Raw genomic sequence first — 12,883 nt, 5'->3', positions numbered from 1 at the left:
GCAGCAAGATGGGCGTGCTTAAAAAATTATTTTAAAAGTTTCGGGAGAAAGGGCGATATCATGAATCCTTTATTTATACAAAAGATCGGTATAGATTGGAACCGTATTGCGCCAACGAGTTATCTTCGGGGTATCCATGCACTGTGCGGACTGGAAGAGCTGGTGTTGGAGTGTCCGGTTACTTGTTTTGTGGGAGAAAATGGTAGCGGAAAGTCAACGCTTCTTGAGGCGATTGCGGTAGCGTATGGCTTCAATCCTGAGGGCGGGACAAAAAATTACAATTTTTCAACGTATGATTCTCATTCAGAGCTTTGCAATGCGGTTACGATTGGAAAGGGGTACCGTAGAAACCGATGGGGATATTTTCTACGGGCTGAGAGCTTCTACAATGTGGCCACAAAGGAGGAGGAATATGCGAGGGACCCGTTTGCAGGAGTTGTGTCGGAAGAGCTGCATTTGAAATCGCATGGCGAGAGCTTTCAGGCGATTGCTCAGAAACATTTCCGGCCGGATGGGCTGTATCTGCTGGATGAGCCGGAAGCGGCCCTGTCTCCGCAGCGACAGCTGAGTTTGATTCTTGATATCCATCGGCTTGTCAAACAAGGGGCGCAGTTTATTATCGCAAGTCATTCGCCCATTTTGCTGGGAATTCCGGGGGCTGAGCTTTTATCGTTTGATGAAGGTAAGGTTCATTCAATTGCATACGAGGATACAAGCAGTTATCAGGTGATGGAAATGTTTCTGAACAACCGGGAATATATGCTGAGCCGGCTGCTTGAAGAAGAAAAAGGGGAAGAAAGAACATGAAACAGCCGCAGGATAGAAACAACCTAAGATCATATTAGGCGAGGACAAATTTGTTCCATGATATCAAGATAGTATAAGCACTTATCAAAAATGATTACATACATCTTAAAATTGTTGAATGGTCTCTGTCCTCTCTTTTTGGTAAGCTGGAGGTACCGGTAGTTACAGGAAAAGCCAGTATATTTCTGTAACGTGTATCTTAAGTGGCGTATTTGAAAAAAGAGAACGGAGGAATGGTGTATGAAAAAGAGAAATGTGGCAGCAGTATCTTTGGGGATTCTTGCAATGGGATTTTGTGGTGTGACTGCAAATGCAAAAAACACAGATATGGTCATTACAGCCGATACGTATGTTGCTGATTTTGGTCAGACCGTGCGAAGCTTTACGCTGGAAAATGTTCCGGAAGAGGCGGCGAAGGTTAAGGCGAAAGATTTTGTGATTTCAAATGATCTGGTTATGGCAGTACAGAGTACACAGGGAACAGAGGATGTGCAGGAAGTTTCTTATGAGAATGGAAAGCTGACACTTACAGTGGGAGAGTTCCGCTATTTGCCGAGTGATTTTGTTGTAACCTACATAGGAGATCAGAATATCAATCTCAGCTTTACAAAAGAGCAGGTAGATACGGTCCATACAGAGATTGCAGATGATTTTGCAGCGTACAGTGAAGATGGTGTGAACTATAGGCTGTATATTCCGGAAGATGTATCGAAACCGCTTCCAATGGTCATCTGGACGCATGGAGGAGGGGAAAAAGGAACCGATAACTGGGCGCAGATTGCTGCCAACAGAGGGGCGACTGCGTGGATTGAACAGTTTGGAGATGTTGTAGTTCTTGCACCACAGGCTTCTGATAACTGGGATGAGACAATTTTTGAAAAAATCCGTTCGGTTATCCTGACGCTGGTTGAAGAGGGTGTGGTAGATGCCGGGAGAGTTTATGGAAGCGGCTGTTCTTTTGGCGGAGGTGGCTGCCTTTTGAACGCACAGTACAACGAGGACATTTTGGCTGCAATTATGCCGATCTGCCCGAGTATGAATGATGAAACCATGGCTGCAATGAAGAGCCTGACGGAGATTGGAGTATGGGCTTCTTCTGCATTTGAAGATACGTTCCCGACGAGAGATGATTGTATTTATGAGTGTATTCAGGCTTTGAAAGAAGCAGGCAATGAAAATGCGTCTTATACCTTCTATGCATCCGCAGAGTATCTGCCGTATGGCCTTGGTACAGCAACGATTGATTCAGAATTGGCGACAGAGTACCATCATTCATGGGTACTGACACTTCGAAATGAATATGGAATTATGGACTGGCTGTGGCGCCAGACAAAATAGGATTTATAGAAACAGAACTATCATTAGGAAAAATGTGTGATAAAAGAGCTCCTGGGCAAATGTTACATTGACTTATTTGCAGATAAAATTGTCTGTAAAAAGGCAAGGCATTCTGCGCGGGAGTTCTTTTATATCATAATCAACATTTATGATGCCGGGATGTGAATGCCTTTCCTGCGAGATAGACTTCCGAGATGAATCTTCTTGCAGTATATTGAGGCTTCTGAAAAGTCGGAAAAATATGTTAAAATAAAAGAAGGAGGGCAGAACATGGAGAGAAGAAAAAGGCAGATTTACTGGATTTCCGGTACATTTTTTATCGTGGTTCTTTATTGTATTGCAGCAGTTATTTTTTTGAAAAGCGGTTTTAAGGAAAAGCAAAGCAGCCGTGTGAAAGCGGAAAAGAAAATCACATTTATCGCGCCGCTCAGGTGGGATTTATGTGCGAAGGGTATCGAAGATGCTATAGGATCGAAAGATATAGATATAAAGCATATTATGTTTTCTAAATTAAACAGTTCTAAACAGATTGATGCAATTCGAAATGCAGTTTATGCCGGAGTGGATGGAATTATTACCGCTGGTATGGAAGAAAATGACGAATTTGTGGAGGCGATAGATGAAGCCTGGGGCAGGGGGATTCCGGTTGTCTTGATTGATACTGATCTTCCGAACAGCAAGCGGATCTGCTATGTGGGAACGGATAATTACAGCGCAGGTATGCAGGCTGGATACGACATGATGGATGCTGCCGGGGAGAAAGAACGGAAAGTTGCCGTTATTGTTTCCAACCTGGCGTCTGTTAATCAGAAAGAACGGGTCCAGGGTTTTAAAGACGTATTGAAAGATAACGATTTGATATCTGTCGAAACGATTATAGAAGGGCAGTCAAATGATATTCTGATCCGGACCATGGTGACAGATCTTTTAAAGGAAAATGAAGAGATCAATGCGTTTTATCTGGCAGAAGGCCATGCATCCGTCGTCGTGGGAGAAGTTCTGGAAGCACTTGCTTTGAGCCGGGAATTTACGATCGTCAGCTTTGGAATTTCAGATTATGCGATAGAAAAGGTCAGAGACGGATCTTATTTTTCAAATCTTTTTCAGCAATCATATGAAATGGGATATCAGGCGGCAGAGTGTCTGGTGTCGTATTATGAAGGAAAAAGTTTACCGGAAGATATTGTTTATACAGATATTCAGGATATTCGCAAGGATACGGTTGGAGAAATGGTAGGTGTGGACAAGAAGGAAGAGGGGATTATATGGCAGACGTATTATTGAAAGATAAAACAATGAAAGATTCACTGTACAGGCTGATTTTAAAAATGATTCTGATTGCAGCAATATTGTTGCTCAGTATGCTGTGGTTCTGTTCTTTTTTGTCTTATAATTATAGTCGTGACATGGAAGATATCTTTCTTCTGGATGACCTGTATGACAAGCTGGACGAGACAGATCGTATTCTGGAAGAATATGTGTGTCGTGGTGAGGAAGAACAATTTGCGCTGATGATGGAAAAAGAAACAGAGGTTTGTGATTATTTTGACCGTCTTGGCGGAATCGGCGGTACGCATTTATATCAGAGAAATTTGAGCGATGTCAGAAACATGTCAGCGCTTTATTTTGAGGAAATCCGCAGGATTGCGCAGGACATGGAAAAAATTTCTGCTAAGCCGGAACTGGAAATGAGAATACTGTACGAGGGACATGAAAAAGCGGAGCATGTTTATTTAGGAATTTTGAATGAATTTCAGGTGCTGCACAGACAGCTGATTTCATCTGTTCAGCAAAAGGAAGCAGAACGGAATCGGCTGTATCATTTCTGCATTCTGGGATTTTTTTTGATTTTACTCCTGTATTTGATTTATCAGACGGTAGAGGCGGGATATTTTGTGGCAGAGCTCACAAAACCGCTGTATTACGTAGCCGAGCATGTAAAAAATTTTAATCTTCAGAAGATTTTCGGTGAAAAAAGTTATACGGAAATCGAGACATTAAAGACGGCATTTAATTTAATGACAGACAAAATCAAAGAGCAGATGGATGAAATACGTGAAAATGCAAAAATGCGAGAAAAACTGGCACAGCAGGAAATGGTAAATCTGCGTATCAGCAATGAGCTCAAGGCGAGTGAACTGGCTGCTTTGCAGATGCAGATTAATCCTCATTTTTTATTCAATACCTTGAATATGATTGCGCAGACTGCTTTCCTGGAAAATGCAGACCAGACGATTGTGCTGCTGGATCAGACTGCAAAGCTGCTGCGGTATACGCTGGATGCTTCCGGCAGAGAAGTGACGCTGCGAAAAGAAATGGAAATGCTGGGCAGTTACGTGTTTTTGCAGGAGCAGCGGTTTGGCAAACGGATTCAGTTTATATTTACGCTGGATGAGAGTTTTCATGATATCAGAATTCCAAGCCTGGTTTTACAGCCACTTGTAGAAAATAGTATCACGCATGGAATCGGCATGCGCACAGAGGACGGAAAGATTACCATTTCGACCAAGACGGATGAACGGCGTCGAAGTGGTATGATTACGATTACGGACAACGGAGCGGGAATTACAACGGAGCGTTTGGATGAAATCCGGGAAGATTTTAGATCTGGCGGGATGGAACGCAAGAGAGTAGGATTGAAAAACGTTTATGCGAGATTGCAGCTGTTTTATAATGGACGTGCGGAAATGAACATTCATAGCATCTGGAAGCAGGGGACGAGCGTGGAAATAGTGTTGCCTTTAGACGAAGAAAAGAGGAGTGGAAGCCTTTAAAGGAGGATATCATGTATCGGATTTTGATAGCAGATGATGAGGAAATTGAGTGCCGGGCGCTGGAGCTTATGGTGCGCAATCATTTCAGTGAACTGGAGATAGTGCCAGAAGCACACAATGGAATAGAGCTGCTGGCCAATCTGGAGAGGTATAGACCGGATATTGCGATCGTTGATATTAATATGCCGGGACTGAACGGCCTGGAAGCACTTGAAATTATACGCATGAAAAACCGACGGCTGAAAATTATGATACATACGGCTTACAGTGACTTTGAATTTAGCCAGCGGGCGCTGAAGCTTGGAGTGGAGGAGTATATCCTGAAGCCGGTAACGCAGGATGAATTTGCTGCATCACTCAGAAAAATAGTTTTGCGGTTAAAAGAAGAAAATACGGCCTTTGAAGAAACTGAGAAAATACTGAAAATATCACAGGATATGCAAGTGATTGTGGGAGATCAGATATTGACATCCTTTATTTTGAAGGAAGCGGAAGAAAAAAATTTTCGGATTTACTGTCAGGCCATGAATCATACATTTACCGGGGCTGTTTTTAGCATTCTGCGTATAGATGGGGAGCTAGATTATAATATTGAAGCAAAATTAAAGCAGATTCGTGAAATTGCAAACATGCAGCTGCTAAAATTTACAAATTACGTGCTGCGGATTTACCGGGGAGAAATTTATATTCTTCTGTTGCCAGGCAGACATGTGGATGAAACGAATTATGAGGAATGGACAGAAAATATTTTTGAAATTATATTGAAAAAGGCACGGGAGATTACAGAAGAAAAGATTATAATAGGCTGCAGTAAATGGAAAACGGATTTCAGATCTATGCAGTATGGCGTGAATGAATGCAGGATACAGCTAAAAAAGCAGGGAAAAAAAGAGCAGATAAGTTTTTACCACGAAGAAAAGACGACGGATGAGGCGGATCAAGCAGAACAGATTTTTGAAGAGCTTCTTCTTTTGTTGAAACATTGGGAACATAACAAACAGGAGGTAGAAGCGAAGGTTTTTGAAAAAATGAAAAACAACCGCATCCGTTTGCCGGATCAGGCAGTTCTGTGCAGCAGCGTACTCCTTGAAGTGTTATCATGGCGGGAACAGCGTATGTGTGTTATGGAAGGCTATCATGTTGACCGTATTCTTGACTGGAAAACTTTATTAAATCCAGAGACAGAGGAACAGCTTCGGCAAAGCTTCCATGAAAGTCTGGAAAAGACCGCATTGGTTTCAGAGAAGGAACAGGCGAAAAATCCACATGTTGAACGAACTGTTATATATCTCGAAGAAAAGTATAACCAGGATATTACGCTGGAAATGGCGGCAGAAAATACGGGAATTACGCCGTTTTATCTGAGCAGGTTGCTTCGTCAGGAACTTGACCGGACCTTTGTGGAAATTTTGACGGAGATTCGTATGAGAAAAGCGATGGTGCTTTTGCAAAATAAAATGGTTTCCGTAAAAGATACAGCGGCGCTTGTTGGTTTTCAGAATTATACTTATTTTTATAAAAGCTTCAAAAAATATACAGGGATTTCCGTGGGGGAATACAGGGCTTCCTTTTTTGATGGGAAGGAAAAATAAAGCCAGGGCAGAAACTTGTTTTGAAACATTCAGCAAAAGATTTGGCCTGCACCAATTTTAGTCAGAGAAAAAAGAGGAAAGAATCTGATTTTGCAATCAGGTTTTTCCTCTTTTCTTGACTTTATTATATCACAAAATCATAAAAAATACCAGTCTTGTATGAAAAGGAAAAGAGGGTTATACTCAGCAGACATGTAAAGGGGGAGGAATGAGGATGGAAGAGAAAAACTGGCTGCTGTTGATGGCCCAGGGCCAACAGTTGGAGAAAGTGATGCAGACAAATCAGTACACAGAACAGTATGGTCTGTCGCTGTCTGAACAGGACGGTGAGCTGCTTGTCCAGGAGAGGAAAAACAATCTGAAAGCTCAGAAGAGAATCGAATTTGGGGAAGGGATTTTACCGAAGCTGATTTTCCGTTTTTGCGATTCGCCATATCTGTTTCAGGAAACGTATGTGGAGACTATCATTCGCTTACAGGAGATTTTTTATCTTTTTAAAAATGAATGTATGGATAATCTGACAGACGATGAGCTGCTGGAATTTATGAAGGAGCAGTTTGATACAGTGTGTTTTGGCGATCCGGATTATCTTGAGGGGACGTGCCTCGCGGTTTTTGCAGACGCGATTCGCTCTGGATATCGAGACTATTGCAAAACGGAAGGCCGGGGTGAGTTTTCGAAGATGGATATTGTTACCAGGTGGGATCGGGAATTATATATAGAGGCGCTGCGCGATGCGGAGTAAAAAGCGGGAGGAAGACGGAATCGCAGATGATAGTAGAAAATAAAATGCAATATACAATGGAAGAATTGCTTCCTGTGATAGCAGATCTGGCAGAAAAATATACGTCGGGCGAGAGTACATCAATTACCTTTGAGCGGGCCGAGTATCTGATGCAGGCTGTGTTGTACTGCATTGAGGAAGGTTGCAGGCAAAGCGCAGCGCTTGCCAGGGGAAGAAAGCTTTCTGCGAAAGAGTCGTACCAGCGGGGCTATGAGCTTGTAAAAGAAAAAGCGCGACTGTGTTTAAAGCAATATAATGAGATGCTTTCAGGATTTTGTTCGTATGGCAACGAGAATTATTATGATACGGTTTGTAAGGCACTTCCTGGATTTTTTCGTACGTATGATGCGCGGTTTGCTCCCCAGGAAACGATCATAACAATGGATTATCCGGTGTTGTTGCCCATGCACCAATTGACGGGGATCGATGTGATTGAACGATACATTTCGTATATTCAACTAGAACAGGTTTTTCTTGGCGCATTTGAAGAAGAGCAAGTTTGTCGTGTGCTTGGAATGTTTCAAAAGAACTATCGGAGGCAGTTTTACAATATATGCAGTGTTTTCCTGCGGCATTTGCTTGGAACGATCTTATTTAGATTTGGGAAGTGTGGAAAAATGGAAGATCGGTATACCGTTTTGCGGGAAATTGTTCAGGGGTATTCCAAAGAAGAACTGAAGGGGATTTTGAATCAAGCAGTTGATGCGCTCGTATGCAAAATGTGGGAAGGGCAGCAGGAACTTGCAGAATATCTGAAAGCGGATACAGAGGAGTACAGCGCAGCGCTTGTAAGAGCAGCAGAAAATGATTGTCTTCCCGCTGTTGTGGTGTTGTAAAGGCAGAATAGTCGATTTGCTGCAAAAAATTGTCGTCGAACCGAAAAATATACTGGACGATTTGTGATAGGGCATGTAAAATAAAAGGATGTAAAAGGAGGAGAGTACCGTGAAAAAATCAACGCTTGTTGGAGGAATGCTTGCTGCCCTGTGTACATTTGGAATCAACAGCTATACCATCAAGGCAGACCTGGATGGGGAGATCAACATTGTAGAGATCGAAGAAATCGGCTCAGGCACAGTTATGTATTCTGAGGAAGACGGAATTGACATTATCAGTGAGATTATAGTCGTTCCGGAGGAGACGGAAGCGGCAGATATAGAGATTGCTTTGGAGGAAGCGCCAGAGCGCGCGGCAAGTCGGATGCTTGGACTCATTTCTGGCTTTGCGGCAGAAAAAGCAGTGGGAGAAATGACAGCTGCTCTGAAAGACGCGGAGACAGAAGCAGAAACGGAAACTGAGATGCAAACGGAAATAGAGACGCATACAGAAACGGAAACTGAGATGCAAACAGAAACGGAGACAGAAACCGAAACAGAAATGCAAACGGAAACGGAGACAGAAACGGAAACCGAGATGCAAACAGAAACGGAAACAGAAATGCAAACAGAAACAGAAACTGAAATAGAAATAGAAACAGAAACCGAGGCGCAAACAGATACCGAGATAGAAATCGAAACGGAAACAAAAACAGAAGTAGAACTTGAGACAGAGATTTCAGTTGATATTGTTGAAGTCATAGAAACAGAGACAGAGCTACCGACTGAAAACAACACAGAAACAGAGACGGAAGCTGTGGAGGTAGCGATAACCGAAACAGAAGCGGTAACTGAAACAGAACCCACTACGCAGTCTGAGACGGCGCCTCTGACAGAATCAGAACGGATACAGGATGTTGATCTGACCATTTATGAGAAGCTGGAAAAGATGGTTTTACAGGATGAACGGATGCAGGAGATTGTAGATCATTATGACAGCTATCCGGAAGATATGCTGGCGTTGTTGTCCCGCAATATAGATATGCTGGATTTTGTGCTCGGATATCCGGAGAAAAAGGGCCAGGTATATGCGGATACAATCGGTGAGGCAGAAGAGGGAGTATTTCCTCTGCTTCTTCAGTGGGATGAGCGCTGGGGATATGGATATTACGGTGACGGCGAGAATACACTGGCGGTAAGCGGCTGTGCTCCGACAGCGCTTGCGATGATTGTGGCCGGACTTACCGGGGATGCTTCCAATACACCGTATGAAATTGCACAGTACGCACAGGCAGAAGGCTATTATGTTTCGGGGATTGGGACAAGCTGGGATTTGATGACCTGGGGCTGCCAGCATTTTGGTGTGTACGGGGAGACCATTTCGCTTTCAGAAGAGTCTGTTTTTTCAACACTTGAAAGTGGAACGCCGATTGCATGCAGTATGAGGCCGGGTGATTTTACGACAGGTGGTCATTTTATCGTATTGACAGGTATCGAAGATGGAAAAATCCGTGTGAATGATCCGAACAGCATTGTGCGCAGCAATCAGCTGTGGGATTATGAAGTGCTTGCAGGACAGATTAAAAATCTGTGGGCGTTTTGGAGATTGTAAGGAAAAGTCTGGAAGTATAAAAGAAACAGAAAAAACAAATGGAAAAGGAGAGACTGTATTCTATAAACAGGATGCAGCTTCTCCTTTTAGGTGTAACGGCTCAGAGAAATCGGGGAAACGCACGACTCTATACATGGAGCAAAGGATGCACAGTGTTTTACGGAAGCCTACTGCATATGCGATCTCAGAAATTTTCCTTTTCGGGTCTTTCAGCAATTCAATGGCTTTCTGAATACGGATTTCATTCAGGATATCGACAAAATTTTTTCCGGTTTCACTTGTAATCAGAGAACTGCAATAAGCAAGGGAACGGTATACCTTTTGCGAGATATCGTTCAGCGTAATCGTATTCTGGTAATTTTCGTGTATATGATGAAGGATTGTATCAATCAGAACATGTCTTGAAAATACCTTTCAGGAGATTCTCCCGTCACAGCCGGTCAGCCTGCTTGCATGGCTTCTCGAAAACGAGCCGGAAGTGCTGGAGCGGACACAGTACATTTTTTCCGTTAAAGACTACATTCGTTTCCGGATGAACGGTGAGTCTGTTGCTGACTATACAGACCGCCCCTACGCCCTGGGCCTGTATGAAAAAGCCATGCCCCCGCAGCTTCCCTGGAAAGAAAAACTGCAAAGCGCAAAACAGGCCGGCTATGACTACATAGAGCTGAGCATCGACGAAGCAGAAGAAAAAATCCGCCGTCTTGTCATGACAAAAGAGGAACGGCTGCGGCTAATCAGCGCCATGTACGAGACCGGTCTTCCGGTACGTTCCATGTGCGTGAGCACGCTGACAAAATATTCCCTTGGCAACGACAACCCGGCTTACTGCGCAAGAGGCATAGAAATCCTGCGCGGAGCAGTGAAACTTGCAGACGACCTGGTGCGGTCCTCGGGAACGATCGCGCAGGGATTTAATAGAACCGTCATAACGCTGATTCCAGCGGTAGATATACTGTCTGTCCCTTTACTTTTTTACAAAGAAACCTTTACTTTTTGGCTTTTTAGGATATAATAAGTAAAGGAAGAAGGTGAATCCTATGATTTCATATTCCGGTCTGCTGCAAAAACTGAATGAAAAAGGTCTGACGAAAACTGCATTGGCTAAGGAGCTTGGTATATCCTCCCGCACCGTGGCAAAAATCCGCCGGAGAGAGAAAATCGCCGATTATGTTCTTGAAAAAATGGCTGTTTTTTTCGGTTGTTCTGTAGATGAACTATGCCAGACCATTTCGGATAACAGTTTGCTTCAAACGCTCAGAGATGAGAAAAACATCCGTATGCCCGGAGGTCTGTACCATGAACTTCAAGTACGGATGACCTATAACTCCAATCACATAGAGGGCAGTAAACTCAGTGAAGATCAGACCAGGCTGATTTTTGAAACAAACACAATAGACATCGGAGAAGGTATCCCTGTTGATGACATTATCGAAACTGTCAATCATTTTCGGGCCATTGACTTTTGTATCGATATGGCAGAAAAACCGCTTACCGAGGATATCATCAAAGAACTGCACCGCATTTTGAAGCAAAGCACAAAGGATTCCACGCTTGCATGGTTTGCCGTTGGTGATTACAAGAAAAGAGCCAATATGGTCGGCGGCCGTGAAACTGTAAAGCCGAAAGAGGTTGCTCCATGCATGAAAGTTCTGCTTTCCGAATATGAAGCCAAAACTGCTGTCACCATTAACGACATCATTCGCTTCCATTACGCGTTTGAACGCATTCATCCATTCCAGGATGGCAACGGAAGAGTCGGCAGGCTGATCGCTTTAAAAGAGTGCCTGCGATTCGGGCTTATTCCGTTTATCATTGAGGATGCCAAAAAAATGTATTATTACCGAGGGCTCTCTGAATGGGAACGGGAGAAAGGCTATCTGACAGACACTTGTCTGGATGGACAAGATACTTTTAGAAAACTGATGTCCATGTTTGATATCCAGTCATAACCCCCTCTTTGGAGAATTACTTGATATTAGGATTTTCTCCCTATCCGGATTAACGTATGTATTATGATCTTACATCATCAGAAATGCTCAGCTCCATGTGTCCTTGACATGGGGCTGAGCATTTTGCTATAACAGCTCTTTTGGTTTTCATGCCAGATATAACGGCAGGTGAGTGATGGTTCCATCTTTCCGGCAGCCGTGCTTTGAAAAACGAAGCGCATGATCTGGCTGGTGTATGGAAAAATAACCTTAAAAAGAAGGAACGGTTTTGAAATTTACATTTTTTGTTTGGTTTATTTTTAAATTCAGACATTAAACTGATTGGGCGTTACACCGGTATATTTCTTGAAAAGTTTGATAAAATAGCTGACATCCTAAAACAAGAAAGGAGCCCCCAAAAATGCCAGACCGCCCCTACGCCCTGGGCCTGTATGAAAAAGCCATGCCCCTGCAGCTTCCCTGGAAAGAAAAACTGCAAAGCGCAAAACAGGCCGGCTATGACTTCATAGAGCTGAGCATCGACGAAACAGAAGAAAAAATCCGCCGTCTTGTCATGACAAAAGAGGAATGGCTACAGCTAATCAGCGCCATGTACGAGACCGGTCTTCCGGTGCGTTCCATGTGCGTGAGCACGCTGACAAAATATTCCCTTGGCAACGTCAACCATCTGAAAGAAGCCGCCAGGATTGCAGAAAAGGCGGGAGTTCAAGTTACTTGAAGGTATATCCGCATATCGGGAACCTTACAAATGCGGCAGCGGTGTACCAGACGGATATCCTGGAGGATTGGGAGCTTGGCAGAGGCAGTATTACTTCAATGCATTTAAAAGAGACAGTCCCAGGCAGGTACCGGGAGGTTCCGTATGGAGAAGGGCATGTGGACTTTGAACAGGCGATTGCAAAAATGTGGGAGATGGGTGTTCGAAGATATGTAGCAGAATTTTGGTACAAAGGGAGCGCTACATGGCGGGAAGATTTGCAGGACGCGAATCGGAGGATGCGGAGAATTTTAGATAAACAGCAAGTATGAAGAAAGGGATCTGGAAGGTCCCTTTTTGTTGCAATTTTTGTTCCGCTTATATTCTGTCTTTTTGAGGATATGACAAGATTTTAACGGAGATACTAAAAGAAAGGGTTGCAAAATACCCATAAGGGGTATATAATGTTAAATGTAAGATACCTGGATGGGGTATGGGAAGGGAGGAGAGAG

General features: G+C 43.5%; 13 protein-coding genes and 1 pseudogene. 12 read left to right on the top strand and 2 right to left on the bottom strand.

Annotated elements, in window-relative coordinates; translation table 11 throughout:
* The first annotated feature begins 60 nt into the window (after positions 1–60).
* From AC6I2O_RS14760 to AC6I2O_RS14725, 8 genes are all read left to right on the top strand, one after another.
* Entirely contained in the window at positions 61–807 is a 747-nt protein-coding gene (locus AC6I2O_RS14760; protein WP_497743075.1) for an AAA family ATPase, read from the top strand.
* A gap of 240 nt (positions 808–1,047) precedes the next feature.
* The gene (locus AC6I2O_RS14755; protein ID WP_497743074.1) at positions 1,048–2,145 is read left to right on the top strand and encodes a hypothetical protein; all 1,098 of its coding nucleotides are present in this window, start codon (positions 1,048–1,050) and stop codon (positions 2,143–2,145) included.
* A gap of 270 nt (positions 2,146–2,415) precedes the next feature.
* On the top strand, positions 2,416–3,429 hold the full coding sequence (locus AC6I2O_RS14750; protein WP_497743072.1) for a substrate-binding domain-containing protein: 1,014 nt from the start codon (positions 2,416–2,418) through the stop codon (positions 3,427–3,429).
* A complete protein-coding gene (locus AC6I2O_RS14745; protein ID WP_497743071.1) occupies positions 3,411–4,919 on the top strand; it encodes a sensor histidine kinase in 1,509 nt (502 codons plus the stop codon). The genes AC6I2O_RS14750 and AC6I2O_RS14745 overlap by 19 nt, the downstream gene beginning before the upstream one ends.
* A gap of 11 nt (positions 4,920–4,930) precedes the next feature.
* Positions 4,931–6,511, top strand: a complete 1,581-nt coding sequence (locus tag AC6I2O_RS14740) for a response regulator transcription factor (RefSeq protein ID WP_497743070.1) — start codon at positions 4,931–4,933, stop codon at positions 6,509–6,511.
* Between the two features lie 214 nt (positions 6,512–6,725).
* Positions 6,726–7,256, top strand: a complete 531-nt coding sequence (locus AC6I2O_RS14735; RefSeq protein ID WP_497743069.1) for a DUF6323 family protein — start codon at positions 6,726–6,728, stop codon at positions 7,254–7,256.
* 26 nt (positions 7,257–7,282) lie between these two features.
* The gene (locus AC6I2O_RS14730) at positions 7,283–8,131 is read left to right on the top strand and encodes a DUF6179 domain-containing protein (RefSeq protein WP_497743067.1); all 849 of its coding nucleotides are present in this window, start codon (positions 7,283–7,285) and stop codon (positions 8,129–8,131) included.
* A 109-nt stretch (positions 8,132–8,240) separates the two neighbouring features.
* Positions 8,241–9,722: a C39 family peptidase gene (locus tag AC6I2O_RS14725; protein WP_497743065.1), complete on the top strand. Its 1,482-nt coding sequence runs from the start codon at positions 8,241–8,243 to the stop codon at positions 9,720–9,722.
* A 60-nt stretch (positions 9,723–9,782) separates the two neighbouring features.
* Here the strand turns inward: AC6I2O_RS14725 and AC6I2O_RS14720 are convergent, their stop codons facing one another.
* Positions 9,783–10,052 (bottom strand): helix-turn-helix domain-containing protein, encoded by a 270-nt coding sequence (locus AC6I2O_RS14720; protein ID WP_497743343.1) that lies wholly within the window; start codon positions 10,050–10,052, stop codon positions 9,783–9,785.
* Between the two features lie 49 nt (positions 10,053–10,101).
* Here AC6I2O_RS14720 and AC6I2O_RS14715 point away from each other — a divergent pair, with 49 nt between their 5' ends.
* Complete coding sequence (locus AC6I2O_RS14715; protein WP_497743342.1) at positions 10,102–10,737, top strand: FGGY family carbohydrate kinase; 636 nt, start codon at positions 10,102–10,104, stop codon at positions 10,735–10,737.
* A 25-nt stretch (positions 10,738–10,762) separates the two neighbouring features.
* Positions 10,763–11,674 (top strand): Fic family protein, encoded by a 912-nt coding sequence (locus AC6I2O_RS14710; RefSeq protein ID WP_120393701.1) that lies wholly within the window; start codon positions 10,763–10,765, stop codon positions 11,672–11,674.
* 305 nt (positions 11,675–11,979) lie between these two features.
* Here AC6I2O_RS14710 and AC6I2O_RS14705 read toward each other — a convergent pair.
* Positions 11,980–12,045 (bottom strand): annotated as a pseudogene (locus AC6I2O_RS14705) (AraC family transcriptional regulator); the annotation flags it as partial.
* Between the two features lie 29 nt (positions 12,046–12,074).
* On the opposite strand from AC6I2O_RS14705, the gene AC6I2O_RS14700 reads away from it, so the two are divergent.
* Positions 12,075–12,392, top strand: coding sequence for a hypothetical protein (locus AC6I2O_RS14700; RefSeq protein WP_497743064.1), 318 nt, complete (start codon positions 12,075–12,077; stop codon positions 12,390–12,392).
* Positions 12,389–12,703 carry a hypothetical protein gene (locus tag AC6I2O_RS14695; protein WP_497743063.1) on the top strand — a complete coding sequence of 105 codons (315 nt, stop codon included), beginning with the start codon at positions 12,389–12,391 and terminating at the stop codon, positions 12,701–12,703. The genes AC6I2O_RS14700 and AC6I2O_RS14695 overlap by 4 nt, the downstream gene beginning before the upstream one ends.
* The last annotated feature ends 180 nt before the right edge of the window (positions 12,704–12,883 follow it).

It is taken from the genome of Blautia sp. St.27G3 (assembly GCF_059728505.1).
Note: the sequence above shows the minus strand (reverse complement) of the source record. Positions and strands in the feature narration are given on the sequence as shown.

What these genes read in the sequence shown, in the direction of transcription:
- AC6I2O_RS14760 (WP_497743075.1), top strand. Translation starts at nt 61, where the DNA reads ATGAATCCTTTATTTATACAAAAGATCGGTATAGATTGGAACCGTATT.
- AC6I2O_RS14700 (WP_497743064.1), top strand. Translation starts at nt 12,075, where the DNA reads ATGCCAGACCGCCCCTACGCCCTGGGCCTGTATGAAAAAGCCATGCCC.
- AC6I2O_RS14755 (WP_497743074.1), top strand. Translation starts at nt 1,048, where the DNA reads ATGAAAAAGAGAAATGTGGCAGCAGTATCTTTGGGGATTCTTGCAATG.
- AC6I2O_RS14750 (WP_497743072.1), top strand. Translation starts at nt 2,416, where the DNA reads ATGGAGAGAAGAAAAAGGCAGATTTACTGGATTTCCGGTACATTTTTT.
- AC6I2O_RS14740 (WP_497743070.1), top strand. Translation starts at nt 4,931, where the DNA reads ATGTATCGGATTTTGATAGCAGATGATGAGGAAATTGAGTGCCGGGCG.
- AC6I2O_RS14710 (WP_120393701.1), top strand. Translation starts at nt 10,763, where the DNA reads ATGATTTCATATTCCGGTCTGCTGCAAAAACTGAATGAAAAAGGTCTG.
- AC6I2O_RS14735 (WP_497743069.1), top strand. Translation starts at nt 6,726, where the DNA reads ATGGAAGAGAAAAACTGGCTGCTGTTGATGGCCCAGGGCCAACAGTTG.
- AC6I2O_RS14745 (WP_497743071.1), top strand. Translation starts at nt 3,411, where the DNA reads ATGGCAGACGTATTATTGAAAGATAAAACAATGAAAGATTCACTGTAC.
- AC6I2O_RS14730 (WP_497743067.1), top strand. Translation starts at nt 7,283, where the DNA reads ATGATAGTAGAAAATAAAATGCAATATACAATGGAAGAATTGCTTCCT.